Here is a 26,502-nt window from a genome sequence, read left to right as displayed (position 1 = left end):
GCCTGTCCCCTGTTGCCGCAGCCTGGATCAATTGCAGTCCACGACGATATACGTACCCAGAATGCACGAACACGCCTTTAGCGCAAGCGAACATTGTCGGGATGGGAGGTTAGCGGACCGGCAGCCAGTCCTGTAAACCGATCACCAACAGTGCAGGTCGCCGCCGCCCCCTTATTTCCGCCCGAACAGCTTCTCAATGTCGCCGTGTGCGAGCTTCACCCAGGTCGGGCGGCCGTGATTGCATTGGCCAGAGTGGGGAGTGACTTCCATTTCGCGGAGCAGCGCGTTCATTTCAGTTACTGACAATATGCGACCGGCGCGGACGGAGCCGTGGCAGGCCATCGTGCCGGCTACCGCGTCGAGGCGTTCTCTCAGGGAGAGCGCCTCGTCGAAGGCGGCGAGTTCGTCGGCTAGGTCGGTTACCAGGCCTTTGGGGTCGCTTTGGCCGAGCAAGGCTGGGGTTGCGCGGACGAGCATCGCGTGGGGGCCGAAGCGTTCGAGGTCTAGGCCGAACTCCGACAGTTCTTTGGCGCGCGACTCGAGGCGGTCGCAGGCGGATTCGTCGAGTTCTACGACTTCGGGGATCAGGAGGGCTTGGCTCGCGATGGTGCCGCCGATCAGGGCTGCGCGCATGCGTTCGAGGACGAGGCGTTCGTGGGCGGCGTGCTGGTCGACCAGGACGAGGCCGTCTTCGGCTTCGGCTACTATGTAGGTTTTTGCGACTTGGCCTCTGGCTACGCCCATGGGGAAGGCGGTGGTTTGGGGCGGGGGTGTCCAGGCGGGTTCGGCGCGCGCCTGCGGGGGCGCGGCGAAGAAGGTTGGACGGGAATCGTTGACGATGCTGTAGCTTCGGCTTTCCAGCGGGAGCCTTTGGGGCGTGCCCTCACCTTCCCATCCGCTTCGCGGACGGGCCCCTTCCTCTCCCCCAGGGGGAGAGGAGATGTTTTCCGGTTGCCACATCGAGAGGGCGGACTCGCTGGCACGTTGGCTGCGGTGGCCGGCGGCGTCGAGGGCGCGGCGCAAGCCCGAGACTATGAGGCCTCTCACCATTGCGGGGTCGCGGAAGCGGACTTCGGTCTTGGCGGGGTGGACGTTGACGTCGACCTGGTCGGTGGGGATGTCGAGGAACAGCGCCACCACCGCGTGGCGGTCGCGCGGGAGCATCTCGGCATAGGCGCCGCGGATCGCGCCCATCAGCAGGCGGTCCTTTACGGGCCGCCCGTTGACGAAGAGATACTGGTGGTCGGCGATGCCGCGATTGTAGGTCGGCAGGCTGGCGACGCCGCCGAGCACGAGCCCTTCGCGTTCGAGGTCGATCGCGACCGAATTGTCGGCGAGTGCGCGGTCGGTGAGCGTCGCCACCCTGCCCGGCCGGTCCTCGACCTGCATCGCCGACAGCGCGCGGCGGCCGTCATGCTCCAGCGTGAAACCGATGTCGGGCCGAGCCATCGCGAGCCGGCGGACGACGTCGAGGCAGGCGGCGTATTCGGCGCGCGGAGAGCGGAGGAACTTGCGGCGGGCGGGGACGCGGGCGAACAGGTCCTCGACCACCACGCGCGTGCCGGGCGGGAGCGCGGCGGGGCCTTCGCGCTCGACCTTGCCATTGTCGACGGTCCGCGCCCATCCCTCGGCGCCGCGGATCCGGCTTTCGATCGTCAGCCTTGCGACGCTCGCGATCGAGGGCAACGCCTCGCCGCGAAAGCCGAGCGTCACGACCGATTCGATAAACTCGTCGGGCAGCTTGGAGGTCGCATGGCGTTCGAGCGCCAGCGCCATGTCCGCGGGGGTCATCCCGCAGCCGTCATCGGCGACTTCGATGCGCGAAGTGCCTCCTTCCAAAAGGAGAATCGCGATGCGGCCCGCCCCTGCGTCGATGGCGTTTTCGACTAACTCCTTCAACGCGCTGGCGGGTCTTTCCACCACTTCACCGGCGGCGATGCGATTGACCAGATGCTCGGGGAGGCGCCGTATTGACATGGGTTTCCGTCTAGACCAAGCGACGGCATCCCGCGACCCGCAAACGCCATATATAGAGTATAGGCACCCGGTGCTTAAAACCGCCGGCGGGTCACGCGAGATGATGTGCGTGCGCATGATTGTTGGTGGTGGTTCGCCCGTCCGGCGGCCAGGATTACGGGACCCTGATTGAATGGCCTTCTACTCGCGTTTCTTCAAGTTCATGTCGCACGACATGGCGATCGACCTCGGCACCGCGAACACGGTTGTCTATGTCCGTGGCCGCGGCATCGTCCTGAACGAGCCGTCGGTGGTCGCGGTCGAGACGATCAACGGCATCAAGCGCGTGAAGGCGGTCGGCGACGACGCCAAGATGATGATGGGCAAGACGCCGGGCAACATCGAGGCGATCCGCCCCTTACGTGACGGCGTGATCGCGGACATCGACGTCGCCGAGCAGATGATCAAGTATTTCATCCAGAAGGTCCACGGCCCGCGCAAGTTCGCGCGCTGGCCCGAGATCGTGATCTGCGTGCCGTCGGGCTCCACCAAGGTCGAGCGCCGCGCGATCCGCGATGCCGCGTCGAACGCGGGCGCGTCGCAGGTCTGGCTGATCGAGGAGCCGATGGCGGCCGCGATCGGCGCGGACATGCCGGTCACCGAGCCGATCGGTTCGATGGTCGTCGACATCGGCGGCGGCACGACAGAAGTCGCGGTGCTGTCGCTCCGCGGTCTCGCCTACACGACCTCGGTACGCGTCGGCGGCGACAAAATGGACGAGGCGATCGTCTCGTACGTGCGCCGCAACCATAACCTGCTGATCGGCGAAGCGACCGCGGAGCGAATCAAGAAGGAGGTCGGCATCGCCAAGCCGCCGGTCGACGGCATCGGCATGATCATCCAGATCAAGGGCCGCGATCTCGTCAACGGCGTGCCCAAGGAGATCCAGATCAACCAAGGCCAGATCGCCGAAGCACTGAGCGAGCCGGTCGCGACGATCGTCGAGGGCGTCCGCGTCGCGCTCGAGAACACCGCGCCCGAACTGGCTGCGGACATCGTCGACCAGGGCATCGTGCTCACCGGCGGCGGCGCATTGCTCCAGGGTCTGGACGAAGTGCTGCGCGACGAGACCGGCCTGCCGGTGACGGTCGCCGAGGACCCGCTGACCTGCGTCGCGCTCGGCACCGGTCGCGCGCTCGAGGATCCGTTGTTCCGCGGCGTGCTGATGAGCGGCTAAGAGATTGTTTTTGCTTTAAGACACGCGGACACGAAATCGCGTCGTCCGAGTCGCGGGGGATCTGGCCCCTGCGCTTCGGCGGCGCCCGAGACAGGGGGACAGGCGCATGGCGCCAGCCCGCGACCGGCGCACGGGGTTTTCCCGGCGTCGGCAATATGGTGTGTTCATGGGCTATGTGCTCGCCGTCGCCGGTGCGGTGGTGGGCCTGGTGCTGCTCGTCGCGTCGACGTTCAATCCGCCCGCGTTTTCGGCGCTGCGGATGGGTGTCGCGGGGGTGACGACGCCGGTCTCGACCGGACTCGCCACCATAGGCACGTCGATCTCCGGCATCCCCGATGCGATCGGCAACTACTTCTTCGTGAAGCAGGAGAACGTCGCGCTTCGTGCGGATCGCGAGCGGACGCGGGCGCTGCTGATGCGTGCGCGGACGATCGCGTATGACAATCGCCGGTTGCGCAGCCTGCTCGCGATCCGCGAACGCTCGACTGCGCCGGTCGTGACCGCACGGCTGGTGAGTTCGAGCGCGTCGAGCGGGCGGCGCTATGCGTTGCTCAACGCGGGTCGCTGGAGCGGCGTACTGCCCGGCATGCCCGTCCGCGGCCCGGATGGCCTGATCGGGCGCGTCGTCGAGACCGGGCCCAACGCGGCGCGCGTACTGTTGCTCAGCGACGGCGACAGCATCGTGCCCGTCCGCCGCACGCGCGACGGCATGCCCGCGATCGCGGCAGGGCGCGGCGACGGGATGATCGACATCCGCTCGGTCAACGCGACCAACGTCCGCTTCAACGCAGGCGATCTGTTCGTCACGACCGGCACCGGCGGCATCTACGCGCCGGGCGTGCCTGTCGCCCGCGTGACCAAGGCGGGGTCGGATTCGGTGATGGCGCGCGCGTTCGCCGATCCCGACACGCTCGACTTCGCGCTGGTCGAGCAAGTGTTCATGCCGGTGCCTCCGCCCCGCCCGGTAACGCAGCAATGATGCCGCCTCGCCTGGTCGACAGCGTCGATTACAAGCCGTTCGAGACCAAGATCCCCGCTGGCCGGTCGCGCGCGATCCCGTGGCTGACGGTGATGGCCGGATCGCTGATCACGATCGTCCCGGTGGTCGCGACGATCCCGCTGCTGCCGCCGTTCGGGTTCGTCATGCTGCTCGCGTGGCGGCTGCTCGCGCGGTTCTCGTTCAAGCCTTGGGCCGCCGCGCCGCTCGGCTTCTTCGATGATCTCGTAAGCGGCCAGCCGCTCGGCAGCGCAGTGCTGACATGGTCGCTCGCGTTCGTCGCGATCGACATGATCGAACAACGCCTCGCCTTCCGCGACTATTGGCAGGACTGGCTGATCGCGGGCGGGCTGATCGCGGCAAGCATCATCGCCGGGCGCTTCATCGCGGTACCGGTCGGCGCGCATGTCGATACCATACTGATCGCACAGATCGCGGTCACGATCCTGATGTTCCCGCTGGCGGCCCGCATCGTCGCCGCGATCCAGAACAAGCGCGGCGCCGAATGAGGAACACCCCGCGGATCGTCACCGAGATGTCGCAGGCGTACAGCTTCTCGCGGCGCGCTTGGATGCTCGGCGCGGCGCAAGGCGGCGTCGGGCTGCTGCTCGCCGGGCGGATGGCGTGGCTGTCGATCGCGCAGAACGAGCGCTACACGATGTTGTCGGAAAGCAACCGCGTCAACATGACGCTGCTGCCGCCCCGCCGCGGCTGGATCGTTGATCGCCACGGCGTGCCGATCGCCAACAACCGCACCGACTTCCGCGTCGACATCATCCCCGACCGCCTCCGCGACAAGGAGCGCGTGCTGCCACTGCTCGGCCGCATCCTCCAGCTACCGCCCGAGGAAGTCGAGCGGATCGCGATCGATCTCGAACACGCCGCCGGGTTCCAGCCGGTCCAGGTGGCGGAGAATCTCGATTGGGAGCGGTTCGCCGCGGTCAGCGTCCGCCTGCCCGAACTGCCCGGCGTCGCGCCGACGCGCGGGTTCGCGCGGAGCTATCCCGCGGGCGCCGCAGTCGCGCACCTGACCGGCTATGTCGGCGTCCCCAACGCGGAGCAATACAAGAAGACGCACGACCCGCTCCTCGTCACGCCCGGCTTCAAGCTCGGCAAGGACGGGCTCGAGAAGATGCTCGAGGCCGAACTCCGCGGCGTCGCCGGTGCCAAGCGCGTCGAGGTCACCGCACGCGGCAAGCTGGTCGCCGAACTCGCCACCAAGCCCGACGTCCCCGGCAAGACCGCACGGCTGACGATCGACGCGGGGCTTCAGGAATACGCGGCAAGGCGGCTCGGCACCAATTCCGGATCGGTCGTCGTGCTCGACACCCGCACCGGCGAGATGCTCGCGATGGTGTCGATGCCGGCCTATGATCCGAACAGCTTTTCGGACGGAATCAGCCATCTCGAATGGCAGATGCTGAGCGACGACGATCACGTACCGCTGATGAACAAGGTCACGCAGGGGCTGTATCCGCCGGGCTCGACCGTCAAGCCGATGAACGGCCTCGCGCTGATGAACGCCGGCATCGATCCGATGACCCGCGTGAACTGTTCCGGCGCGATGCGGCTCGGGACGAGCGTGTTCCACTGCCATAAGAAGAGCGGCCACGGTCCGCTCGATCTCAAGAACGCGATCATGCAGAGCTGCGACATCTATTTCTACGAGATGGCGCGGCGGGTCGGCTACAACGCAATCGCGCCGATCGCGCGCACGCTCGGCCTCGGCCAGAAATTCGACCTGCCCTTCTCGACGCAGCGTTATGGCACGGTGCCCGATCCGGCGTGGAAGCTGAAGAAGTACAAGCACGACTGGACCGTCGCGGATTCACTCAACGCGTCGATCGGCCAGGGCTATGTGCTGGCGAACCCGTTGCAACTCGCGGTGATGGCGGCGCGGCTCGCCTCAGGGCGCGCGTTGCAGCCGAGCATTCTCGCGAGCCACGTCCACCGCGACTCCCCTGCGCTCGCAATCGATTCCGAGCATCTCGCGCGCGTGCGCGACGCGATGTTCGGCGTGATCAACCAGGGCGGTACCGGCGGCGCAGCGAAACTGCTGATCCCCGGCGTCGCGATCGCGGGCAAGACCGGCACCGCGCAGGTCCGCCGCATCACGATGGCGGAGCGGCGCTCGGGCGTGCTCAAGAACGGGCAGCTGCCGTTCAAGATGCGCGATCACGCGCTCTTCATCGGCTTCGCCCCCGCCGATAACCCGCGCTATGCGCTTGCAGTCGTGCTCGAGCATAACGGCCACACCGTGCGCAATCTCGACACGCCGATGATCGGCCGAGACATCATGACCTATATGCTCGACCGCGAGCGCGCGCTGAAGTCGCTTGCCGAGGTCGAACCGACCTGGGGCGGCGACATCCGCACGCGCATGGCAGCGACCGCGGACGCCTATCGCAAGGCGCAATCCGCACCGCCCGCGGCGATCGCCACCAAGACCGACGCGATCGTCCCCAGCGACGCCCCCGCGGTCGAGAATGCGACCGACATGGCCAACGCTACGCAGGAAGCGCTCACCACCCCCGGCAACACCGTCGCCGAAGACGATTCGCGGGACCGCCAGCCATGACCGAGAGCAAGCGTCAGCGATGACCCCAACCGAGCGCCGTCCATGAACCGTATCGTTCCCGAACCGCTCGCCAAGCTACCGTGGCGCGTCCTGCTGTTGGTGGTCGCGATCGGCTGTTTCGGCCAGGTCGTGCTGTATTCCGCGGCCGGCGGCTCGCTCAAGCCCTGGGCGCTGTCGCAGGGCATCCGGTTCTTCGTGCTGCTCGGCGGTGCGATCGCCCTCTCCTATGTCCCCGAGCGGACGTGGAAGGCGGGATCGCTGCCGGCCTATGCGCTGATCGTCGTGTCGCTGGTCGCGGTCGAGATCCTCGGCAAGGTCTCCGGCGGGTCGCAGCGCTGGCTCGACCTCGGCTTCATCCGCCTCCAGCCCTCCGAGTTCATGAAGCCCGCGATCGTGCTCGCCTGCGCCAAATTCTACGACATGCTTCCGCCCGGCGAGACAAGACGGTTCAGCGCGGTATGGCCCGCCGCGCTGCTGATCGGCGTCCCGGCAGCGATCGTCATGAAGCAGCCCGATCTCGGCACCGCGCTGATGATCTGCGCGGGCGGCGCGACGGTGATGTTCCTCGCCGGCATCCCGCTGCGACTGTTCGCGGGCGGCGCGATCACCGCCGCGGTGGCGATCCCGCTCGCGATCAACTTCGCGCTTCACGACTATCAGCGCAACCGCATCCTGATCTTCCTCGATCCCGAGAGCGATCCGCTCGGCACCGGCTATCACATCAGCCAGTCGAAGATCGCGATCGGCTCGGGCGGGATCTGGGGCAAGGGCTTCCTCCAGGGCACGCAGAGCCATCTCGACTACCTCCCCGAGGGCCATACCGACTTCGTCTTCGCGACGATGGCGGAGGAATGGGGCCTGGTCGGCGGCTGCCTGCTGATCCTCGCCTTCCTCCTGGTGATCCGCTGGGGCATCGAGGTCGGCCAGCGCGCGCAGACCCGCTTCGGCCGGCTGACCGCCGCCGGGCTGTCGACGACGATCTTCTTCTACGTTGCGATCAACCTGATGATGGTGATGGGCCTCGCCCCCGTCGTCGGCATCCCGTTGCCGCTGGTCAGCTTCGGCAGCTCGGCGCAGATGACCGTGCTGCTGTGCCTCGGCATCCTGATGTCGATCGACCGCCAGAACCGCAAGACGGTCGGCTGGTAGGGCGAAAAACCGACTTATTTCGCGAAAAAGCGGGTTGATCGACCAAAACGGACTCGGATCGACGAAAAGGGGGTTGCGGGTCCCGATGAGTCTGCTAACAGCGCGCCTCCAGCAGCGGGGCGCCACACCAGGGCGCCACTCAAAACTGCCCCGGAATGGACGCATAGCTCAGTTGGTAGAGCAGCTGACTCTTAATCAGCGGGTCCTTGGTTCGAGCCCAAGTGCGTCCACCATCCACCACCATGAGAACAAACGATTTTCTTGGTGGCGGAGCTCTGTTCTCCCGACATGTTCCGACACGGTCTTCCGACAAACAGTTCGAGCAAATGGGATTTTGTTGACTCCTGTTGCTGTCCAGCCGACGATTGAAGTCGGGGGCGGGAATGGCAGACACATCGGCAGATTTACGAAAGCGAGTAACGGCTGCGTTCGTAAGTCGAGCTCGGTCCGCTCATTTGGCTTCGCGCCTATACAAAGGCGTTTTTTTTGCGCTTGCTGCCGGGATTGCAGGCGCAATGCAGTTCGTGTCTTGGAGCGCTGACGGGCATCCGACTACGGCACAACTCATCGGAATAGCTGCGACAATCGTGGTTCTTGTCGCGTCCATTGTATCTGTGATTACAGAGCGGGACTCGTCAGCCGAACTGGCGGTAGCTCAACAGGCTATCACCCGAACTCAGGAGCTCGAAGACGAAGTACGCGAGACAATCGAGCTATGGCCTGACATTGACCGCATGATCGCACTGTACCAAGCAACCAAGGTCATGCGGGACGTAATCGAACAAGCCACTGTGGCGATGGCCGGCGATGAGTCGGCTTTGGTAGCAACCCTGCTACGCCTATCGGCTCGGCTGATTGTGGTAGCTGCCGGCTTCACGCTTGGCGATCAATGGACTGTCTGCTTTTTTCGAGCCGATCAGGTGAGCGGGGACTGCCGCTACGAACTACGCATGATCGCGCATGATCGCACGATTCCTTGCGATATTAGCGCCGCCCGAATTTGGCCTGAGGGAGTAGGTGTCGCTGGCGTCGCATTCTCTAATCAGCAGGAAATGGTTATAGCTGATTTGGCCTCAAGCCAGGTCCGTGCGATCTTTCAGCCTCCCCATCTAGTCCGGCCATACGATGATGACCGCTACCGGTCGATGGTCGCCGTTCCGATCAGCGTCGAGGGTCTTGACCGACCGTGGGGGATCATCACCGCAACAAATGACCGCGTCGCGCATTTTAACCACGACCAAAGCTCAGGATTAAAGCCTGAGGAAGCGATCCGAGCACTCGCGGATTATGCCGCACTCGCTATAGCCATGGTACGAAACTCCAACCGAGCGAGCGGTGCTCGGCCGGCGGTAATATGAGGTTGGAAGTCAGGTTTGGTTCAACTAGGTGAGGCTATTATGACTCAGATGAATGTCAGGGAGTTCGAACCCACCGACTCAACGCTCGATAAGGAAATTGAGTCCTTGATTGGTAAGGAGGTCCGTGGGGATTTAAATCCCGCCGAACATCTGTACTTAGATCGCCTTATTCTACGACGTGGACGACTGATGCGCCCGTCGGCCTGCAGGGGCACGCCTCCGCCCCCGTGGCGGCAGAGCCGATAACTTGCTTAGCAAGCAGGTATCTCAGTACTCGGCCCGTTAATCTGGGCCGGGCCCTGCCAGGGCGTCAATGTGCTGGCGCCGGGCAGTTCCGATCCGGCGCGCTTTTTCTGAGCTGGCTTTATTATAGATGCGGGTGACGGCCAAAGTCTTGTGGCCCGACACCGCCCTAACGTCGTCTTCACCAGCGTCGCCGATCTCAGTGATTCCTCCATGCCGAAATCCGGTGAACGTCATACCCTTGGGTAGCCCGGCTTCAACGCAGATCTTGCGATGCACCGACGACATGCGCCGCTCCCGGTACTTCTGCCCGCTGCGCTCTTCGAGCACGATCACCTCGGCGTCGGCAGCAACGACCGCGCGCGATCGGGCCAGCTCTTCTTCCAGTTCGGGATAGAGCGACACCGTCTCAGGTTTGCCGTCCTCGCCCGTCACCGTGATGGAGAGCGGCAAGGTGACCGGGTTGCCGGTCTTTGACTGAACTAGGCTGATCTCCTCACCCGGCCGATAGCCCGCCCACTCAATGCCGCGATGCTCCTTGCCATCCGGATCCTCGAAGCCGAACGCATCCCAGACGCGCTGGCAGCATTCAAAGCACAGCGCGGCGGCGGTAGCCATCGACTGGAAGCCCAGCTTACGGGCTGTCTCGCGGTAGAGGTTGTACTCTGCCCTGCTAGTCTCGCGATTGCCCTTAGCGGCCGTGCTGGACAGGCCCATGCCCTTGAACGGGTTCTCTTTCACACCGGTGACGCGGTGGTGACGTGCTGCCCAGGTCCAGACGAGCCGGCAGACCTGCATGGCGTACGACGCCTGCCGATCCCCCTTTTCCTTCAGCTTTTGGTACAGCTTGTCCGCGACCGTCGCATCGACCTTGGAGGCCATGCGCTTCCCGAGCGGCGGCTGCCCCGCCTTCGGCTCGAACGCCACCAGCATGTCCATGAGCGCCTTGTAGTCCTTGCGCGTCTTCGCCTTGTTCTTGGTGAAGCGCTCCTGCTCGCGGTACCATTGGAACAGCCAGGCGACGCTGCCCTCGGCGATACGCCCCTGCCCCATCTCGCCGGTTCGCCACTCGCGCAGCGCTTCGTTCAGCGCGGTGCCCTTAGCGTGGACCTGCGCCAAGTCGGTACCGAGCGCTGTCGAGATAACCGGACACGCCTGGCCATGACGGATGGCCGGTGTCAGCTTGCCGGTCTTCGGATCCTTTGTTGGCCGCGCCCAAGCCGGCAACTCGAAATAGTAGCCGGTCTTGTCGCCAGCGAGCTTCATCGGCCGCACGTATGCTGGCAGTCGCGCGATCGCCATCAGTCGTCGAACTCGATCGTGCCATCGTCGACGGCCGCGGCGAACAGGCTGTGGACTGCGGCGTCGAGCGACGAGCGTGCGGCGATCGCGGCACCACGAGGCCCGCGCATGCAAAAACGAACAATGCCCCGACGCTCCCATTCACGCAGCTGTGCGTCAGCGACGCCGGTATAGGCGAGCGCCATCTCTCGGGTCATTGCGACCGGCCAGTCAGGCAGTCGCTCCAGTGCGAGGCCCATCAGTGGATGCTCCCGAATGTCGACGTGGGATAGGAAGACCGGCCGGAACCCGCGTATGGTCGTCGCGCGTTCGAACCGTTCCAGAAGAGGAGCAGACCATGACCGACGGCAAGCAGACCGACCCGAGCGCCGCTGACTTCAAGGACACCGCCAAGAAGAGCGCCGAAGCCGGCATCGCGGACGAAAGCGCGGCGTACGAGCAGGCGATCGAAGGCGACGACGACAAGGTTGCAGAGGGCAAATGGAAGTCGACCGACGACGGCAGCGGCACGAGCGAGACCGACTAACCGAACATGCAGTGTCGCGGTAAGCGGAACAGGATCTGGCTTGCCGCGACATTCACAGCTGGTCGCCCCGGTCGCTGATGATGCATCCAGATCGGACGCATACTGCCGCACATCAATATGATCTGCCGCCATCGATGCTACACCATCCCCACACAAGGGGATGAGACCGATGGACTTGCCGTGGAAAGAACAGGCGACGTTGGTACGAATGCCAACCGCCGACCAAGCTGACGACCAGTCTTCTACGATTCTGTTCGAGGGCTCGCTGTTCGCGCTGGCCGTTCGATTGCGCGACATGAAGGCCTCCGAGCGGCGAGGCCTGCGGTTATCTCTGCCAGATCGCCATGTCCGCCCGCACAGCTTCCAGGGCGAGACATTGGCCGACCTGATCGATCGCATTCCAAAAGCTGCGTAGATACAGTCAAGAGCGGTTGCGTTTCGGACAATTACGCTTGGAGAGAGCGCAATTGCGGGGCTGTTGGTCCCCGGCCACAGGACAGGTTGATGCTGTGGTGCAGCAACGACGTCCGTGAGGTTCCTATGTTCTCCCTGATCGCTCTCTACTTCCAATATCGTAAAACTCAGGCGGCTGCCGTCCAGGCGGAAGCCGCGGCGATCCGACACACCAGCGCTGCCAATGATGCTGGCGCGAACCCAATGGTCGCTACTGCGGCCTGACGAGACGAACGAGGCAGTCAGTCCCCCGAGGGCGTTCTGTAGGGTCACGCTGCGATCCTGCGGAATGGCGTTACGTTAGCGTCGAGGTCCCCACCCTGGCCTAAACGCTCGCCGTCGTTAGGCCCACCACCCGGACCCGGAGCCCAGCGGCCGCAGCCGCGCGAGGCCAGCGTCTCGGGGAAGTAGCTCCCTTGCATGTCCGCCAGCAGGACAACGATGGGCGGAGCGATCGTGCAGGTGCCGATCTCAGAGTCCGCGCCTGCTGCGCGGCGGGATCCTGTCGCAAGCGGGGGCTGCTCGTTCGACCACCAGGCGCAACTGGCGCACGTCCGCTCGCAGGTCATGCCGCCATATCCCGGTGGCGTTCTTCGACTGCGCCGGCGAGCGATCCAACACCTGCCACGCGCTGAGCGTCTACCAGCGCCGATGCGCACCAGTCCATGTTCGGCTCCCAGCCCTCGAGGCTGATCTGCGCGATCAATGCGAGCTTCGCCAGGACGCCATCTCGCGTGGTTGCAGGCGTCTTGGAGATCTCGAGGTCCCGTTCCACCGTGTAAGTGCTCAGGGCATCTGCGGCTTCGTCTGTGAGCGTCTCGTCAGCGGCATTGATCGTGGCCTGCGCGCGATTGCGATCGGCTAGCCACGCTGTGTGCGGATCAGCGCCAAGATGGCCGATACTGGCACCCATCTCTCCGTCGCCGGCGGGATGCCGTGCACAGCACATCAGTCGGTCTACATCCGCGGTGATGCTGGCGCCGATCGACTCCTCGTCGAACTCGTGCGCGTCGATCTCGAAGTAGAACTTCTGCTTGAATGCGAGCTCTGCCATCGTTGGCGCGGATGTGGTCAGCAACGCAATCTGCGCCTCGACCAGGCTGCTGCACAGTCGGCTGATCTCCGGCTCAGGGGTGCCAGAGTGCCCATCAACCGAAGCCTGGATGAACTCCATCCGAGCGCGAGCTTCTAACCATTCGTGCATTGATGGCGGCACAATCGTGCTCGATGCAGCGCCCGATGGCATCCCCTCATCGACATCGATATCCGGGCGTTCCCCGGCTGCGAAAAACGCCCCGCTGATCATCGAACCGACCTCCGCCGTGAACGAGAAGTGCTCCGATGGCGCAAGCATGGCCGCCCGAATAGACAACCGTTCGAGGTTTGCGACCAGCGGCGATAGGACCCCAAAATCACCGCCAACGCCCTCGGCTACGGAGTTGACAATGAAGCCGGAATCCTGCGGTCTAAAGCGGAGCGGACCGAACGCGGGACTGTCAGAGACCTCGAGGGTTAGAAGCCACGATTTGAACAGGGCGTCCTGGATGCTGCGCGCAGGCAAGGCCGACACCTCTCGCAACGCTTCCATGCAAGTCGCGCAAAGACCATCGCTTAGTTCTTCGTCTCGATGGGTCTCGAACGCCGCGGCGGCGGCACCCCAGTTGAGAAACGCGCGGTACATCGGCGCCGACAGAACGCCCCTCGCACCTTCGATAAGCGCGGACGTCGCCTCTCGAATCGCGATCTCATCCAGTGTCGCCGTAAGCACCGCCGGCGGCAGTTTTGCCACCGCACCGCGGATCGCAATGATGGCGTCTCCGGCGGAGAACGCCACGCGGATGTTCGGCTTCACCGGGAACAGTACGGGCGGGTTGAACGACTGAAAAAGTGGCTGCGTTGCCATGATGCATCTCCCACGTGTTGATCGCAGGAGATGACCGGCAGCTGCCTGATCGAACGCGCTATCTACCTGCTTCGGCTTTGAAAGCCGATGTGTAGAAAATACGCATGATGCGTAACCTAGTCAACTCGGATTCGCATCGAGCAGATCTTCCGGTCGCATGACACGGCGGATAGCTGATACCCGCGACGTCGGCAGATGGATCGTATCACCGGCCAATTGCGAAATAACGACAGTTTCCTCGGTTAACTTTACGATCTCACCAACAATCCCAACTACTGTATCCCCGTCAGCGCGGTCCTCTACAATGATTAGCGCACAGTCCCCGCGCGAAGCCCGCCGCTTTCCTTCTGTAAAGATTATGTCGCCGTCCTCAAACTTTGGAGACATGCTGTCACCGGCTTGATAAAATGCGTACACATCGCGCCTCTCAAGCCACGCGGGAACGACAAAAGCTGACACGGAGTCGGAGAAGTATATCTCAACAGATTTTAGAGCCATAGTATCGCCTCCGTTAGCAAGCTGCCAACGTACCGGCTCAGCCATATAGACCGACACAAATCCCCTTATTTCGTACTTTGGCTGAACAGCGATCGCGCCCTGCTGCGCGAGCATCGCGCCCTGATCTGTCAGGGACATGAGCTCGTAAGGCTCAATACCTGGCTCGCCAGAGCCTTTCATTACTTCACTTAGCCTTAGGGCTAGCCGATAATCTAGAACGTCTGGGTCGTAGTCGTCACGAAAATAGCGCTGAAGCCCCGAAGGGCCTGCATATCCCGCCAACCGCGCTATTTCGGTGAGGGACATGCCGCTCCGTCGTTTTAATGCGTTGAGGCGCTCACCAACCGTTTTGTTCATACCCCCTTATCCCTCCGGAGTGATACACAATCCACGTTGACGTGTAACGCGTCATGCGTAATATATACACGATGAGCATTCGTACCATTATCGCCCGGTTTGGGGGCATTCAGCCGATGGCTAAAAAGCTTGGTCACCGAAATCACACGACGGTGCAGGGTTGGTGGGAAAGGCAGACGATACCGGCGCATCGGTTTCGTGAGGTGATGGCCGCAGCAAGGGTAAATAACCTTGCTGTCACCGTCGAAGAGCTGGTGCCCAGTGGCATTGAACGCGCAGCATGATCCGCCCCGACTCTGCCAAGCAGTCCCGCGAAATCAATCGACGCGATGCGAGCAGCCAAAACCATAGCGCGTTGCCTTCGGAGGGCAGCGCCCTCTCGCCGTTCACGCCCGAGCAGGAAGCTCGGTTGCGCGAGATCGTCCGGAACGAAATCGACGCAGACAACGCGTTGCGTAATTCTCGGGATACCCGCGTCGCATCGTCTCGATCGTTATCGCCGGCCAGAACGATGCAGCCGGTCGCGCTGCCGTTGAAAAGGTCGAGGAAGAGCTCATCGAGCACGGCTACTCGACGCGGATCATGTGGCCAGCTGAAGGCTTCAAGGACTGGAACGACCAGCTGCGGGGCATCCGGGCATGAGCGGCGCTTTCGAGGAGCAGTTCGCGACAGCCGAGACGGCGAGCCCGCTTTACAATGTCGAGGCCGAGATCGGCTTTCTTGGCGATCTGCTCGCCAACAATCGGCTGATCGACGAGGTTGCCGATCGCTGCCGTCCGGCCGACTTCTCGGTCCCGCTGTACGGTCGCATCTACGGCAAGATGATCGAGCAATCGGCAACCGGCGCAGTCGACGTTGTGACGCTTGCCCCGCACTTTGCCGAAGATGGCGAATGGCCGCGCGCGTATTCAGTCCTGGCCGCCGCCAACCTGAATGCCGGACCGAAGGCACGGACGAAGGCGTACTTTGATCAGATCACCATGCTGTCCAGCCGGCGGCGGATGGTAGCAGGCCTGAAGGACGTCGTCGCGTCAGCGCGCGACCTGTCAGTGACACGCGAGGAACTGGTTGCGAACGCCGATGAAGCGGTCGCCGAGTTGGCCGAGCAGGTCGTCTCCGCGCAGGGATCCGTTGGTCAGTATGCCGACGCGGTCATCAACAGCTTCGGCAAACCGATAATTGGCGTCCGTTGCGGGACCATCAACTCGCTCGACAGCGCGATCGGCGTGTTGCGCCCGTCGAACCTGGTCGTCGTCGGCGGCCGTCCCGGCATGGGCAAGACCTCGCTGGTCACGTCCTATTCGATTGGCGCGGCCGGCATGGGTCATGGCGTCCTTATTTTCTCGCTTGAGATGAGCGCTGACGAACTCACCCGGCGCATGCTCGCTGACATGACCTTCTCACCCCGCGGCGGCGTGTCTTACGAGCACGTCCGCGATGGCACCGTGCGACCGCACGAGATGGGCGCCGTAATCGCTGCCAAGGAGCGGTTCGACGAACTGCCGATCGAAATCAACGAAACCTCGGGCCTGACGCTCGCCAAGCTGATCCGCCAGGCGCGCAGCCACAAGCGCCGCCTCGCCGCCATGGGTGAAAAGCTAGAGCTGGTCGTCGTCGACTACCTTCAATTGATGGCGCACAGCCGCAAGGGCATGTCACCTTACGAGCATGCGAGCGAGGTCAGCGTCGGGCTCAAGCAGTTCGCCAAATCCGAAAGCCTCGTCGTGATGGCGGTGGCCCAGCTCAGCCGAGACGTCGAGAAGCGTCCGGACAAACGACCCATGCCATCCGACCTCCGTGACAGCGGCCAGATCGAGCAGGACGCCGACGTGATTCTCTTCATCTACCGTGAGGAGGAATACCTCAAGAAGGAGGAGCCGGACCCCTTCGACAAGAAATACGAGGATTGGCGAACGGACATGGAAGCAGTGCGCAACAAGGTCGAGTTTCTCGTCCCCAAGCGGCGCAGCGGCCCCTCCGGCAAGGCTATCGGCTGGTTCTTCGGCGCAAATTCAGCGGTCCGCGGCAGCGATTTTTACAGCTCCAGGGAAGGTGCATAATAATGCCGAACGCTGATTTGCCCGCCCCTCTCACCCCGTCCGATTGCGACCTGCGGGACTTCGCATTCATGCCGGTCGATACCGTGCGCCTGCTCGACAGCGACCTGTTCGCCTTGTCGAGTGGTGACGAGTTCAAGGCAGCTATGACCCTGTGGTGCAAGGCTTGGCAGCAGGTGCCAGCCGGCAGCCTGCCAGCCGATGATCGCGTGCTCGCTCATCTGTCCGGCGCAGGCACGAAATGGAAAAAGTTGAGGACAATTGCGCTCCGGGGCTTCGTAGAGTGCAGCGACGGTCGTTTGTATCACCCCGTTGTCTGCGAGAAAGCAACCGAGGCTTGGGCCAAGAAACTGTCCTACCGGGAGCGCTCGAAGAAGGGTAACAGCAAGCGGTGGGGATCCCAAAAGGACGAACAGCAGCATTCCCAAAGCGATCCTTCAGGGACGACTTTTGGAATCCTTGAGCCTCCCAAGGGACAGGGAGAGGGACAGAAGAAAGATTCCGTTACTATCGTAACGGGCGCCGTGCCGTCGCCGATCGATCCGAAAAAGGTTTTGTTCGACGCTGGCGTGGCGTTGCTGGGTGAGGCTGGACTGTCGGCCAAAACGGCTCGCAGCCTCATAGCCAAGTGGTTCAAAAATCATGGCGAGGAGGCGACGAACGCAGCGTTGCTCAGCGCTGCCGGTCGAGCTGAGCCGGTGTCGTGGATCGAGGCACGTTTGCGAACGAAGGTCGCGGCGCAGGACGAGGCTCGGGAGGCCAGCCGGTCTACGGCGGAACGTTACCGACGGATGGCCATACCCGGTCCGCCGGCGGATGCCCGGAAGCTGGAGGAGCACGCGTGATCGCCTCGCGCCCTCTACGTGGATTAGCCAGCCAGCAACCACTCCTTCGCTTCCGTGGGCTCGCCGCTGAAGTACTGGACGTCTCGCCGTTCTGCGGCCCGTTCGACCTGCATTCGCGAAAGCGTCTTGCTCGTGACGATCGCGATGCGCTTGGACTTGGTGGCGTGGTTGTTCAGGACCCGCTGGAACCCGACGATCGCCTCCTGGGACTGGATCAGCATCTCTCGCATATCGACCAAGGTGATGTGCTGATTGGGGCCGCACCGAAGCTCGCGATGGGCAACGTTTCGGGCATGTTCGAACGCGTCGATGTCGGCCTGAGCGAAGAACCCACCCATGGTGATCGTCACCAAGTTGAGCGCGGGGGTGGTGGTGATCGTGAAGCGTGGGGACATACCTACCGAGTAGACCTCACCGCTTACGAAAACGTTGCCTGCAATTTCAAAAACTTGGTCTCGGCGATCACAGTCAGGGTATCGACAGCCGGCGCTCTGGGCCGCCGTCTATCTTTGGCTAGCGCTCATAGTCCTGTCGCCGCTGATGTTCGAATCCCAGTGGTTCACCTCACCTCGTGCCCAACGCGCGAGCATGCTGAAATAGCTTGCGCGTTCGGCCAGCGACCCGTCGATCGGATGCTCACTCGCTCGATGAGAGCGGCGGTCGGTCGGCATTCGGCGCTCCTGCTGAAATGTGTAAACGATCAGTTGCAGAACCTAACATCGATCTACTTACATCGTCTTTACAAGGGTTTGGTTCCAATCCGGCGCACGGCGTCGGAAGACCGAGCAGCAAGCCGATCAGAATCATTGGCATTCACAACTCGGCACGGGGGCTGAACGATGGCACGGGGACCAAAGGCCAGTACGAAGATCAAGCGGGTTCCGAAGTCGCCTGCGCAGCGATTAGCAGAAGCCATCGGCGCGAAAGCCGAAGCCATCGGCGCACCGGCGATCCAGGTCGCGAAGGGCATGCACGCGATCGTGGATGTCCCGCTGCGAGATGGCGGCCGGGTGGTTACCACACAGACGCTGATCAACCGTGGCGGTACGCCGGTGGCGCGCTGGAAGGCTGCCAAGCTGTTGTCCAATAGCCAGGTGGCCGCGATCGATCACTGCGAGACGCTATGGTCGCGCCTGGGAGGCAAGGGTCTCGTCATGGATCTGGCGCGCATCCCCGGCGCCGGTCAGGGCAACGGGTGGGCAGAGCAGGAAGCCCTCGACGATCTGAAGCGGATCAAGGGCTATGTGCCAGCTAGATACTGGTCGGTTTTCGAGAACATATGTCGATTCGACGAGACCGCGGGTTTCGCCGGATCCGCGTTGACCGAATGCCGCAATGACCAAGTCGCAGCCGCTCGTGTCACGGTCCAGTTCGTTGCAGACGTCATCGCGATGAACGAACGGCTGAGTTTCTGACCCGAGAGGGGCACGGGCAACCGACTGGTTGCCTGTCGCCTTCTCGGCGCTAGATGAGCCTATGCGCTACCTTCTCATTTCTGCGCTGCTCGGTTTGATATCCTGCAGCGCGCCCGACGTCGACGATGCCACCGATGCGGTTCGTGCCGAACTAGTCGACGGTCCGTCCGCCAAGTTTCGTGCCGTTCAGCCCTGCCCTTCCGGCCAAGGTTACTACGGCCAGGTCAGCAGTATCGATAAGAACGGAATGCGGACCGGCTTTGGCAACTTCATCTATCAGGAAGGCGAAGCAGCTTTGGCGGGTGTTGGTGACGAGTATGTCGACCTGCGTGCGAATTGCGCGAGACGTGCACGGAACAGTTGACACCATCACCCCCGCATCGTACGCAAATGACCAGTTGTTAGAGCCGCGCCTGCGAAGGCTGCGGCTCTTGTCGTATGGGGAGGCCTAGATGGCTGCACCGCAATTGCGGCTTACCACTGCCGACCATGTCGAGGCTATCGGCATGCGCGTGCTGCGTATTGCCGAGGACATGGCGAGCGGTTCGCGGCATTACGGTCGCAGCGAGCGCCTGATCGAAGAGGCCGAGCAGGCGTCGATAGATCTCCGCGCCGCGGTGCGTGGTCGCCGGTGATCGCGATCGGGATCAAGGGCAGCCTTGGTCCGTTGCATCGTTCAATGATCGCTTTGGGTGCGAAGCAAGTGCCCTTCGCGATGTCGCTGGCGCTCAACACGCTGGCGAAGGGCGTTGCCGCTGACCAGATTAAGCTGATCGACGAGACGTTCAGCACGCCGACGCCGTTCACCGAGCGCGCCTATCGCATCCAGGTTGCCACCAAGGCCAGCCAGATTGCGGTGGTCACGGCCAAGGATATTCAGGCCCAATATCTCGAGCCGTACGTCGTGGGCGGGCGCCGATCGCTGGGCAGCAAGCGCGGCATGCTCGCGCCGCGCGGCGTCGGGCTCAACCAGTACGGCAACCTCACCAAGGGCAAGCTCGCATCCCTCAAGGGTAAGCGCGGCGTGTTCATCGGCCCGATCAAGACGAAGGCAGGCAAGGTCATCAACGGCGTATGGCAGCGTCCTGTCGCAGCGAAGCGCCCACGTGGCGCACGCTCATCGGGTGCCCAGCCCCGCGCAGGCCTGAAGCTGCTCATCCAGTTCAAGGACACTACCGAGGTGCCCAAGCGCCTGCCCTTCGAACAGCGCGCGCGTGCCCATCTCGATCGGCACGCGCCGCAAGTCTTCACCCAAGCACTCAGACGAGCCCTCGCAACCGCACGGAGATGATCATCAGGATGCGCAAACGACCTCGCGCTTTGACTCTCGTAGTAGGCAAGGAAGGTAAGTTGAACCGCTTGGTCGATGTCACGGGAGGGCGTTAGCGAGCGCTTGAAGGGCAACACCCGCGGCTGTTACCAGGGCCGCGTAACCGCTCCAGAGACTTTGTCTGGCGGCCGTAGCGTTGACCTCTCGGCCCTTGCCATCGACGGTCATCGCAGGGCCTCCACTTCTGCCCGTTTCGCGCCGGTAGCTAGCCTCCACCTGCTTCGCACTCACGCTGACGCGAGTTGAGGCGATCCAAACTATCGCTGCTGCAAACTGCACCGCTACCGCCATCCAGTTGACAGCTACCCCCATGCTCACCCTCGATTCTCCCCACTATGTTGCGCGATCGCACCATGAAGCCGACCGTGCGAACTGCCAACACCGCTCTGACCGAAGCCAAGGCGAAGCGGGTCGGCGGCGCCAGCCCTGAGGCCTCCCCAGCAGCCCCCTCGGCCACCCGATCGCCTCCTGCCCCGGCATCGAAGTGGAATGGGTCCCTCCCCGACCGCCCCTGCGCGTCCTGCGCACGGGCTGGCGTCTCCGGATAAATTCTTCGCGTCCATTCGCCCGCTGTTCGGGACGATGACGAAGGCGCAGGTCGAGGGCATCCAGGCGAAGCTTGCCGCGTTCGCTGCGGCTGCCTCGCCCCTGGCGTACGTCGCGTATGGGCTCGCCACCTCGTTCCACGAAACCGGCCAGCGCATGCAGCCGATTCCAGAGATCGGACGCGGCCGCAATTATCCATATGGCAAGCCGGGAAAGCATGCAGGTCAGATTGCCTACGGCCGCGGCGATGTCCAGCTGACGTGGGACTATAACTACCAGCGGGCAGACGACGAGCTCGGCCTCAAGGGGGCTCTGACGTCGAACTACGATCGCGCGCTCGAGACCGATATCTCTGCGCAGATCATGGTGCTCGGGATGACGGAAGGCTGGTTCACCACGAAGCGCTTCTCGAGTTACCTGCCCGCTAAGGGGCCGGCCACCCTCGTCCAGTTCACCTCGGCGCGTCGCATCATCAACGGTATCGACCGCGCCGAGAAGGTCGCGGGCTGCGCGATGTCGTTCCAAGCCGCGCTCGTCGCTGGTGGGTGCGAGGCGCCGGTAGCGTCAGGAAGAAAAGGAGGCCTCCCCGCTACTGCGGATGTTCGATTAACGAGGGACCGTCCGCTGGTCCTCGGCGCGGGTCAAGCTTACCCCGCGCACCGCGCCGCCGCCCGTTGGCGACGCAGCTTTCTCTGAAACTCAATCGACTGGTGACCCGCCCGAAACATGGCGCTCGTCGTCGTTGCGGCAGCCGTGCTGGCCACTGCACAAGCGCATACGTGTTACGTCCTCACTGAAGAACGACCGGCGGCACCGTAGGCATCGCAGCCAACCTACCCGGCGGATGACGCGTGGTGGCCTGCAATCCGTGTCCAGCACCGCCTCGCGTCGAACGCCGTTATCGTCTGACCACGGGAGCGGCTCGGAGAACCCCTGCGGATCGGTACGCCGTCCGGGCATGGGTTCGGGCTGGGGCCGGGCTGGCGTGGGCACTGGGCGCCGTAGCGGCTTGGCAGGTGCTTGCGGCCGCTGGTGCCCCTGCCGGTACGCGACAAGCCAGCTAGGCGCCGTGCTCATCGGGTGTGGTGCCATGGGCGGCTGCGCTGCCACACTGCCCAAACACCCTCCGTGTCCCATCGGGTAATCGCAGCGATGACCCCGACCATGTCGCGGCTGTCGAGGTCGCCGGCATCCACACCGTCTTGAGCGTGGTGCAGAATGCCGCTGTGGAGCCGTACGCAATATCAAACGGCGACCGGAGGGGCGCCCGTGCCTGCTCTAGCCGCTGTATGCGCGCCAATAGGGAACGGGTGCCCGCCATGGCCTTAGACCCGCCCGGCTTCCAGCACCGTCATACGTGCCTCAAGGTCGTTGATCCGACCGGCGGCAGCGATCAGCAACTGCTCGATGTTGCTCGGCCACTCCTTAGCCCGGCGCTCGGCCTCCTTCTGGCCCAGGATCTGAGCCGTCGATTGGGCGAGTATTTGGTCGAATTGCTCCGCCGTCGGCGTGTAGGTCGGTACGTGGTTAGGATGTGTTTGGTCGGTCATGGCAGCACCACTTTCATATCTACTAGGACATCGTATGCGTCGTTGCGCAGGTTGGGATCGTCGCTGTCCCGCATGACCTCAGCCATCGCGGCAGCACATACTCGGCGGAGTTCGCCGCGCTCCTGGTCGCCCAATGTGGCCACAACCTCGGCAGCGCGTGCCGACCGCAGGACATCGAGCCCGGTGAGGGGCACAACATAAAGCGAGTGCTCCATCTGGGTGGCCATGCTGACGGCCCAGTCGATTGCCGATTGGTGGTCCTCGACGGGCACCATGGGGCCATGGAACTGCTTGCGGTGCAGGCCGTCCTCGGACTCTCCAAACCAGACGACACGCACATGGGTATCGTCTGGCTGTAGGTCGTCGATGACCACGCGATTGTTGGCTGTCTTAACGATCGTCATAACGTGCGTGCCTCCAAAACAATAAGCCTCTGTTCCAACTGCTCGACGGCTCTGGCGTCTGCCAAAATCCCGAGCGACGAAATCAATTCGCGAGCAACGTCGGGTGCGAGAGCCCCACTCGCCACGGACGCGAGAACCGCTTCGATCTGATGGGCGGTGCTGGCGCCGGGGTCGAAATCGAAGCAAACCTTCTCCGACTGACTGCGCAGGGCGGGAAGCACTCTTCCGAGAATCAGGTGGGCGGCCGATGCATCTCCATCGAGCGCCTTGGCCGACATCACGGCGACGATGCCATCGGCGTCCGCGAGCATCCGCTCCGCAAGCTTCGACCGGCGATCAACGATTCCGACAGGTCGGCCCTTTGGATTACCGGACTGGCCTTTGACCCAACGGCCCGGAGGCGTCGCAGGCTGTTCGGTGACAACCTGCGGATTGCCCTGGAGCCAGGGTGGCTGAATGGTCATGCGATTGCTCCTGATCAGAACAGCGGGCGATCAGACCGTGGGTTCGATCTTGAGGGCGTCGACCGCAGCGCGGTTCGCTTTCTCGATGGCGCTGGCGTCATTCGGACTGGCGCCGAGCACAACGTTGAAGGCTTTGTGAAAGGCGGCCCCGTTGGCGCCGCTCCGGTCCATCAGGTCTTTGACCCGGACCATAACCTCCAATCGCTCGACCAAATGGGGTTGGTGTTTGCGGTGGTAAATTCCGATGAAGTGATCACGATCCACCGTCGTCATGCCCGAGAGGAACGGCTGCGCACCCAGTACGGCTTGCAACGTTGCCTCGTCGTCGGCCTCCATTGCCTCACGGATAAGCTGCGAACGCTCCCCGCCCTTCAAGGATTTGAAGTGATTGCGTACCTCCGCCGCAAGTGGACCCGCTGCCGCCTGCTGAACCGGCTTCAACAAGTCGCTTGCCGTAAGAGCAATCCGGCTGTCGAGGTCGCGGGAGACACGGTCCAGCTTATTGGCGAGGCGCGCCTTCTGCTTGGTCGTTTCTCCGGTCATCATCAGGACCTTCTGCGCATCGGTCCACGCAGGGTTAGAATCCACCAACTCTTTGGCAGCGTGCAGCTTGCCCAGGGTCGCATAGGCGTCGTTACAAAAGCTGACGACATCATCGATGTAGCCACGGGTGCTATCGTTTACCCCTTCGACGGCCAGATATACTTCGGGGTCGAGGGCTGGAGTTACGCGGGAATTGACTGGGACGGACATGATGCTTGCGGCTCCCAAGCTTGATTACTTACTACAGCCTGTTGTTTAGCAACTTAACAGCACATCACGCTCGTGCTTTCTTTTAAAAACAGGTACTTACGTCACTTCGCGCTTCCTGCTCCGGCATACTACTTATCAGCGGGTCTGACTTTGCGACGGCACCCCCGGTAGAGAGGGGCCGATTTCGGCGGCTGTCCGTGCGCTTGCCGCGCTGTCGGCACACGAGTGCCCTAAGGGCCGCTTTCGGTGTACGGCGGGCGTTGTCGGTGGGCTAAGCGGCAAAAGCGGGCCGCGCCGGGCACACTACCCTGGCGGCGGCTTTGGCGGCGATTTGGAAGGTGCGTTGTTTAGGGTGCGTTGCCTTATAGGGTTAACGCAGCAACGCACCTTGGGGGTGCTGCTGCTCCCTGCGGGGTTCGGTGCGTTGAAACGAGGCTCAACGCACCGCAACGCGGTCAACGCACCCCCCCGTATTACCTTGGCGGAACATCGACAGCGCGCAGCCACTTCCCGTTCGTGACCAAGGTGTCCGCTGCGTCTTCAAGCCGTCCAATAGCCTTCAGTCGGCAGATCGCGTCCCGCAGTCGCTTTTGGGTCAGCTTACGCTTATCTTTGACGTGAACCCGTGCAGCTTCCAGCCAGCGTCCGGTCGGTTGAAAGCCTTCAATCATGAGTTCGCGGACCCAAGACTCAACGAACGCATCGTCCTCTGTGGCCTCCACCATCGCATCTACGACGAAAGGATGCTCCAGCCCCTCACCCGCCTGACCGGGACGGACCACGAGCGATGTAATTGCATCGCCGTCCTCATCGAAGCCGAGCGGGATCAAATCCATTCTGAAGCCGAACGCTGTGCCGGTCGTGCCGTCCTTTACTTTCGCAAGACTGAAAGTCGCTTCTCTGGCATCGGCATCGCCCTTCTTTTGACACTCGACTACGAAATCCATTGCGGCGTGCAAACCCGACCAACCGCGCATCCCCCTCGACTCGTCTTTGCCGCTGTGGTGCACCAGCAAGATCACGCCGCCGAGCTCTTGCTGAAGATTGCGGAAAATGCCGATCATTTCGCCCATGGCGCTGCTATTCTCCTCAATGCCAGCGGATGCGTGTGCAAGTGTGTCGATGCAAAGGATACCGCCCGCCCAGCCCTGCTCCTTGAGTCCTGCGACGAGTGTGCGGCGGTCAGCCTCTTCGCGAAGGTTCAACGGCTCCATCACGACAGCGATCCGCGATCGAACGTCTGCGTCGGGCTCTGATGTCGGTAGACGATCGGAGTGGCGCATTATCGTCTGAGCAGTACGCCAAGCTCTGATCCGATTGGGTATGCCACCCTGCCCCTCGAAGGGCACGTACACAGCGGGAGCACCCTTCACCCGATGACCAAACCATTCGCGGCCATTGGAAATGTGGGCGAGCAGGTCTAGCGTTAGGAACGATTTGTACGACCCCGATGCGCCATAAATAGCGCCAATCCCCGCGTCGGGGATCACCCCTTTAACCAGCCATCTTAGTCGGGGAAGGCGGTCGAGATCGCTATCAACAAGCAAACGAAGCCGACTTGGTGCACGGAACGCTTCAAACTGCCTAAGGAATAGTTCTGCTACTTCACGTCCGTGACGGATTTCTTCTGCAGAGGTTGCTAATTGATGAGTAGCACATGCCAATGTACGCCTCATGTAATCGGGCCGCCCAGCCTTGCTGCGTTTGCCCAACTCGGACAGCCGAAACGTTGCCCAACATTCGCGCGGTGAAGCGCTCTGTGGCAAGAGCGACTTAATCAACGCCAGGTCAGCGTCGGACTGCGACGAAAAGTTTGCCGCCCACTCGCCGCGCCAAAGCCGGCCAGCCAAGCCCTGGTCCGCAGCCATACGGGACGCAAGAGCCTCGTCGGCACGGTTCGGTCCATCCAGTACGACGGCCGGCGCTGGAGGCGCCATTAGGCTCACCATGTTATCTAAGAGCGTTTGTCGATCTTCGATTGGTTGGTCGAGGTGGACATTGCCGGTGCAGATGAGAAAGTGTTCCTGACTGTATACCTCCACACCATCGCGGTTCCTGCCCGCGCCAATGTTGCCGCGAACCCAGATGTGCCAACCCAGGCCGGAACGCGACAGCTCGGTGTAGCTTGCCATCTCCTTAATAATGCTTTGGTGGCGCTGAAGCTGTCCTGACGTAGTCCACTTGTCCGGCTTGTCTGGATGGCTTGATGCGGTTTTTACATCGAGGTCGATACATGTGTACGGATCGCTTGCGGTTGGTACAAAGCCAATGTCCCAGCCCCTTTCGGCAGCGGCCTGACAGACGGTATCGAAACTCGACCATGTGGTGGAGTCGGTACTGTCGGCATAGCCACCGTTTGGCTTGCGCGGCACCTTGTCGGCACCGGCAAGCACCCACTGGGGTAGTGCCCGCATTTCGGCGGGTATGCGCTGCCAGCGGTCGGCAGGCGTAGCGACAGCCCCTATTTCGGCCGAGCCGGCCGGCCCGTCTTGTGTTATGGTATTCATGCTAGAAATAATCCCTGGGCAGGACGTTCACCGCGTCCTGCCTTTTTTTTGGCTAGGACTTGCGGTCGTCTTAT

Annotated in this window: 30 protein-coding genes and 1 tRNA gene; 19 read left to right on the top strand and 12 right to left on the bottom strand. The window is 62.9% G+C overall.

The window, feature by feature from the left end; genetic code table 11:
• Positions 1-171: 171 nt before the first annotated feature.
• Positions 172-1,977, bottom strand: a complete 1,806-nt coding sequence (gene mutL / locus BM244_RS01970; RefSeq protein WP_093397064.1) for a DNA mismatch repair endonuclease MutL — start codon at positions 1,975-1,977, stop codon at positions 172-174.
• Positions 1,978-2,149: 172 nt separating this feature from the next.
• On the opposite strand from mutL, the gene BM244_RS01965 reads away from it, so the two are divergent.
• The 7 genes from BM244_RS01965 (at position 2,150) to BM244_RS22985 (ending at position 9,275) form a co-directional block, all read left to right on the top strand.
• On the top strand, positions 2,150-3,193 hold the full coding sequence (locus BM244_RS01965; RefSeq protein ID WP_055878614.1) for a rod shape-determining protein: 1,044 nt from the start codon (positions 2,150-2,152) through the stop codon (positions 3,191-3,193).
• 106 nt (positions 3,194-3,299) lie between these two features.
• The gene (gene mreC / locus BM244_RS01960; RefSeq protein ID WP_093397062.1) at positions 3,300-4,172 is read left to right on the top strand and encodes a rod shape-determining protein MreC; all 873 of its coding nucleotides are present in this window, start codon (positions 3,300-3,302) and stop codon (positions 4,170-4,172) included.
• The gene (mreD, locus tag BM244_RS01955; RefSeq protein ID WP_368086042.1) at positions 4,169-4,699 is read left to right on the top strand and encodes a rod shape-determining protein MreD; all 531 of its coding nucleotides are present in this window, start codon (positions 4,169-4,171) and stop codon (positions 4,697-4,699) included. The genes mreC and mreD overlap by 4 nt, the downstream gene beginning before the upstream one ends.
• The gene (gene mrdA / locus BM244_RS01950; RefSeq protein WP_093397061.1) at positions 4,696-6,768 is read left to right on the top strand and encodes a penicillin-binding protein 2; all 2,073 of its coding nucleotides are present in this window, start codon (positions 4,696-4,698) and stop codon (positions 6,766-6,768) included. The genes mreD and mrdA overlap by 4 nt, the downstream gene beginning before the upstream one ends.
• Before the next feature lie 42 nt (positions 6,769-6,810).
• Entirely contained in the window at positions 6,811-7,917 is a 1,107-nt protein-coding gene (rodA, locus tag BM244_RS01945) for a rod shape-determining protein RodA (protein ID WP_093397059.1), read from the top strand.
• A 157-nt stretch (positions 7,918-8,074) separates the two neighbouring features.
• Positions 8,075-8,150, top strand: a tRNA-Lys gene (locus BM244_RS01940).
• Positions 8,151-8,651: 501 nt separating this feature from the next.
• Positions 8,652-9,275, top strand: coding sequence for a GAF domain-containing protein (locus BM244_RS22985; RefSeq protein WP_175518013.1), 624 nt, complete (start codon positions 8,652-8,654; stop codon positions 9,273-9,275).
• A gap of 282 nt (positions 9,276-9,557) precedes the next feature.
• On the opposite strand, the gene BM244_RS01930 is transcribed toward BM244_RS22985, so the two are convergent.
• A complete protein-coding gene (locus BM244_RS01930; RefSeq protein WP_093397056.1) occupies positions 9,558-10,820 on the bottom strand; it encodes a site-specific integrase in 1,263 nt (420 codons plus the stop codon).
• A complete protein-coding gene (locus tag BM244_RS01925) occupies positions 10,820-11,059 on the bottom strand; it encodes a hypothetical protein (RefSeq protein WP_093397055.1) in 240 nt (79 codons plus the stop codon). Before BM244_RS01925 ends, BM244_RS01930 begins: the two co-directional genes overlap by 1 nt.
• A gap of 98 nt (positions 11,060-11,157) precedes the next feature.
• On the opposite strand from BM244_RS01925, the gene BM244_RS01920 reads away from it, so the two are divergent.
• The 3 genes from BM244_RS01920 to BM244_RS22980 all read left to right on the top strand — a co-directional run bounded on the left by BM244_RS01920 (position 11,158) and on the right by BM244_RS22980 (position 12,024).
• Complete coding sequence (locus tag BM244_RS01920) at positions 11,158-11,346, top strand: hypothetical protein (protein ID WP_093397053.1); 189 nt, start codon at positions 11,158-11,160, stop codon at positions 11,344-11,346.
• A gap of 208 nt (positions 11,347-11,554) precedes the next feature.
• On the top strand, positions 11,555-11,761 hold the full coding sequence (locus BM244_RS01915; protein WP_175518011.1) for a hypothetical protein: 207 nt from the start codon (positions 11,555-11,557) through the stop codon (positions 11,759-11,761).
• Positions 11,762-11,850: 89 nt separating this feature from the next.
• Positions 11,851-12,024, top strand: coding sequence for a hypothetical protein (locus BM244_RS22980; protein WP_175518009.1), 174 nt, complete (start codon positions 11,851-11,853; stop codon positions 12,022-12,024).
• A 340-nt stretch (positions 12,025-12,364) separates the two neighbouring features.
• Here the strand turns inward: BM244_RS22980 and BM244_RS01910 are convergent, their stop codons facing one another.
• The gene (locus BM244_RS01910) at positions 12,365-13,702 is read right to left on the bottom strand and encodes a hypothetical protein (protein WP_093397049.1); all 1,338 of its coding nucleotides are present in this window, start codon (positions 13,700-13,702) and stop codon (positions 12,365-12,367) included.
• A gap of 120 nt (positions 13,703-13,822) precedes the next feature.
• A complete protein-coding gene (locus BM244_RS01905; protein WP_093397047.1) occupies positions 13,823-14,557 on the bottom strand; it encodes an XRE family transcriptional regulator in 735 nt (244 codons plus the stop codon).
• A gap of 71 nt (positions 14,558-14,628) precedes the next feature.
• Here BM244_RS01905 and BM244_RS22545 point away from each other — a divergent pair, with 71 nt between their 5' ends.
• Positions 14,629-14,841, top strand: a complete 213-nt coding sequence (locus BM244_RS22545) for a carph-isopro domain-containing protein (protein ID WP_139226849.1) — start codon at positions 14,629-14,631, stop codon at positions 14,839-14,841.
• 196 nt (positions 14,842-15,037) lie between these two features.
• Positions 15,038-15,199 carry a toprim domain-containing protein gene (locus BM244_RS23850; RefSeq protein WP_093398041.1) on the top strand — a complete coding sequence of 54 codons (162 nt, stop codon included), beginning with the start codon at positions 15,038-15,040 and terminating at the stop codon, positions 15,197-15,199.
• On the opposite strand, the gene BM244_RS23445 is transcribed toward BM244_RS23850, so the two are convergent.
• A complete protein-coding gene (locus BM244_RS23445) occupies positions 15,124-15,390 on the bottom strand; it encodes a hypothetical protein (RefSeq protein ID WP_254784316.1) in 267 nt (88 codons plus the stop codon). The two genes, BM244_RS23850 and BM244_RS23445, sit on opposite strands and share 76 nt — an antisense overlap.
• Here BM244_RS23445 and BM244_RS01895 point away from each other — a divergent pair.
• Both BM244_RS01895 and BM244_RS01890 read left to right on the top strand, forming a co-directional pair.
• On the top strand, positions 15,286-16,617 hold the full coding sequence (locus BM244_RS01895; protein ID WP_254784298.1) for a replicative DNA helicase: 1,332 nt from the start codon (positions 15,286-15,288) through the stop codon (positions 16,615-16,617). The two genes, BM244_RS23445 and BM244_RS01895, sit on opposite strands and share 105 nt — an antisense overlap.
• 2 nt (positions 16,618-16,619) lie before the next feature.
• Positions 16,620-17,459, top strand: a complete 840-nt coding sequence (locus BM244_RS01890) for a DUF1376 domain-containing protein (RefSeq protein WP_093397043.1) — start codon at positions 16,620-16,622, stop codon at positions 17,457-17,459.
• Between the two features lie 23 nt (positions 17,460-17,482).
• Here BM244_RS01890 and BM244_RS01885 read toward each other — a convergent pair whose 3' ends face one another.
• A complete protein-coding gene (locus BM244_RS01885; RefSeq protein WP_175518007.1) occupies positions 17,483-17,809 on the bottom strand; it encodes a SpoIIAA family protein in 327 nt (108 codons plus the stop codon).
• Between the two features lie 489 nt (positions 17,810-18,298).
• Here BM244_RS01885 and BM244_RS01880 point away from each other — a divergent pair, with 489 nt between their 5' ends.
• From BM244_RS01880 to BM244_RS01855, 5 genes are all read left to right on the top strand, one after another.
• Complete coding sequence (locus tag BM244_RS01880; protein WP_093397039.1) at positions 18,299-18,874, top strand: hypothetical protein; 576 nt, start codon at positions 18,299-18,301, stop codon at positions 18,872-18,874.
• Between the two features lie 61 nt (positions 18,875-18,935).
• On the top strand, positions 18,936-19,238 hold the full coding sequence (locus tag BM244_RS01875) for a hypothetical protein (RefSeq protein WP_093397037.1): 303 nt from the start codon (positions 18,936-18,938) through the stop codon (positions 19,236-19,238).
• A gap of 88 nt (positions 19,239-19,326) precedes the next feature.
• Positions 19,327-19,509: a hypothetical protein gene (locus tag BM244_RS01870; protein WP_093397035.1), complete on the top strand. Its 183-nt coding sequence runs from the start codon at positions 19,327-19,329 to the stop codon at positions 19,507-19,509.
• Positions 19,510-19,589: 80 nt separating this feature from the next.
• Complete coding sequence (locus BM244_RS01865) at positions 19,590-20,165, top strand: hypothetical protein (RefSeq protein ID WP_175518005.1); 576 nt, start codon at positions 19,590-19,592, stop codon at positions 20,163-20,165.
• Between the two features lie 528 nt (positions 20,166-20,693).
• Entirely contained in the window at positions 20,694-21,446 is a 753-nt protein-coding gene (locus tag BM244_RS01855) for a lysozyme family protein (protein WP_175518003.1), read from the top strand.
• A gap of 629 nt (positions 21,447-22,075) precedes the next feature.
• Here the strand turns inward: BM244_RS01855 and BM244_RS01850 are convergent.
• The 5 genes from BM244_RS01850 to BM244_RS01830 all read right to left on the bottom strand — a co-directional run bounded on the left by BM244_RS01850 (position 22,076) and on the right by BM244_RS01830 (position 26,428).
• Positions 22,076-22,300 (bottom strand): hypothetical protein, encoded by a 225-nt coding sequence (locus BM244_RS01850; RefSeq protein ID WP_093397030.1) that lies wholly within the window; start codon positions 22,298-22,300, stop codon positions 22,076-22,078.
• A complete protein-coding gene (locus BM244_RS01845; RefSeq protein ID WP_093397029.1) occupies positions 22,297-22,704 on the bottom strand; it encodes a hypothetical protein in 408 nt (135 codons plus the stop codon). The genes BM244_RS01850 and BM244_RS01845 overlap by 4 nt, the downstream gene beginning before the upstream one ends.
• A complete protein-coding gene (locus tag BM244_RS01840; protein WP_139226847.1) occupies positions 22,701-23,168 on the bottom strand; it encodes a DUF5681 domain-containing protein in 468 nt (155 codons plus the stop codon). The genes BM244_RS01845 and BM244_RS01840 overlap by 4 nt, the downstream gene beginning before the upstream one ends.
• A 30-nt stretch (positions 23,169-23,198) precedes the next feature.
• Positions 23,199-23,921: a hypothetical protein gene (locus BM244_RS01835; RefSeq protein WP_093397025.1), complete on the bottom strand. Its 723-nt coding sequence runs from the start codon at positions 23,919-23,921 to the stop codon at positions 23,199-23,201.
• 473 nt (positions 23,922-24,394) lie between these two features.
• On the bottom strand, positions 24,395-26,428 hold the full coding sequence (locus BM244_RS01830) for an AAA family ATPase (protein ID WP_093397024.1): 2,034 nt from the start codon (positions 26,426-26,428) through the stop codon (positions 24,395-24,397).
• Between the last annotated feature and the right edge of the window lie 74 nt (positions 26,429-26,502).

The sequence above is a fragment of the Sphingomonas sp. OK281 genome, from assembly GCF_900115295.1.
GTDB lineage: Bacteria > Pseudomonadota > Alphaproteobacteria > Sphingomonadales > Sphingomonadaceae > Sphingomonas.
The sequence above is the reverse complement of the archived record's forward strand: the minus strand, read 5'-3'. Positions and strand labels throughout refer to the sequence as shown.

Coding starts and splice junctions, on each gene's coding strand:
- BM244_RS01830 (WP_093397024.1), bottom strand. CDS start 26,428: ATGAATACCATAACACAAGACGGGCCGGCCGGCTCGGCCGAAATAGGG.
- BM244_RS22985 (WP_175518013.1), top strand. CDS start 8,652: ATGATCGCACTGTACCAAGCAACCAAGGTCATGCGGGACGTAATCGAA.
- BM244_RS01890 (WP_093397043.1), top strand. CDS start 16,620: ATGCCGAACGCTGATTTGCCCGCCCCTCTCACCCCGTCCGATTGCGAC.
- BM244_RS01910 (WP_093397049.1), bottom strand. CDS start 13,702: ATGGCAACGCAGCCACTTTTTCAGTCGTTCAACCCGCCCGTACTGTTC.
- mreD (WP_368086042.1), top strand. CDS start 4,169: ATGATGCCGCCTCGCCTGGTCGACAGCGTCGATTACAAGCCGTTCGAG.
- BM244_RS01965 (WP_055878614.1), top strand. CDS start 2,150: ATGGCCTTCTACTCGCGTTTCTTCAAGTTCATGTCGCACGACATGGCG.
- rodA (WP_093397059.1), top strand. CDS start 6,811: ATGAACCGTATCGTTCCCGAACCGCTCGCCAAGCTACCGTGGCGCGTC.
- BM244_RS01925 (WP_093397055.1), bottom strand. CDS start 11,059: ATGGGCCTCGCACTGGAGCGACTGCCTGACTGGCCGGTCGCAATGACC.
- BM244_RS01870 (WP_093397035.1), top strand. CDS start 19,327: ATGGCTGCACCGCAATTGCGGCTTACCACTGCCGACCATGTCGAGGCT.
- BM244_RS01835 (WP_093397025.1), bottom strand. CDS start 23,921: ATGTCCGTCCCAGTCAATTCCCGCGTAACTCCAGCCCTCGACCCCGAA.
- BM244_RS01850 (WP_093397030.1), bottom strand. CDS start 22,300: ATGACCGACCAAACACATCCTAACCACGTACCGACCTACACGCCGACG.
- BM244_RS01875 (WP_093397037.1), top strand. CDS start 18,936: ATGCGCTACCTTCTCATTTCTGCGCTGCTCGGTTTGATATCCTGCAGC.
- mutL (WP_093397064.1), bottom strand. CDS start 1,977: ATGTCAATACGGCGCCTCCCCGAGCATCTGGTCAATCGCATCGCCGCC.
- BM244_RS01845 (WP_093397029.1), bottom strand. CDS start 22,704: ATGACGATCGTTAAGACAGCCAACAATCGCGTGGTCATCGACGACCTA.
- BM244_RS01855 (WP_175518003.1), top strand. CDS start 20,694: ATGGGTCCCTCCCCGACCGCCCCTGCGCGTCCTGCGCACGGGCTGGCG.
- mreC (WP_093397062.1), top strand. CDS start 3,300: ATGGCGCCAGCCCGCGACCGGCGCACGGGGTTTTCCCGGCGTCGGCAA.
- BM244_RS01905 (WP_093397047.1), bottom strand. CDS start 14,557: ATGAACAAAACGGTTGGTGAGCGCCTCAACGCATTAAAACGACGGAGC.
- BM244_RS01865 (WP_175518005.1), top strand. CDS start 19,590: ATGTCGCTGGCGCTCAACACGCTGGCGAAGGGCGTTGCCGCTGACCAG.
- BM244_RS22980 (WP_175518009.1), top strand. CDS start 11,851: ATGCTGTGGTGCAGCAACGACGTCCGTGAGGTTCCTATGTTCTCCCTG.
- mrdA (WP_093397061.1), top strand. CDS start 4,696: ATGAGGAACACCCCGCGGATCGTCACCGAGATGTCGCAGGCGTACAGC.
- BM244_RS22545 (WP_139226849.1), top strand. CDS start 14,629: ATGAGCATTCGTACCATTATCGCCCGGTTTGGGGGCATTCAGCCGATG.
- BM244_RS01880 (WP_093397039.1), top strand. CDS start 18,299: ATGGCACGGGGACCAAAGGCCAGTACGAAGATCAAGCGGGTTCCGAAG.
- BM244_RS01930 (WP_093397056.1), bottom strand. CDS start 10,820: ATGGCGATCGCGCGACTGCCAGCATACGTGCGGCCGATGAAGCTCGCT.
- BM244_RS01840 (WP_139226847.1), bottom strand. CDS start 23,168: ATGACCATTCAGCCACCCTGGCTCCAGGGCAATCCGCAGGTTGTCACC.
- BM244_RS01920 (WP_093397053.1), top strand. CDS start 11,158: ATGACCGACGGCAAGCAGACCGACCCGAGCGCCGCTGACTTCAAGGAC.
- BM244_RS01915 (WP_175518011.1), top strand. CDS start 11,555: ATGCCAACCGCCGACCAAGCTGACGACCAGTCTTCTACGATTCTGTTC.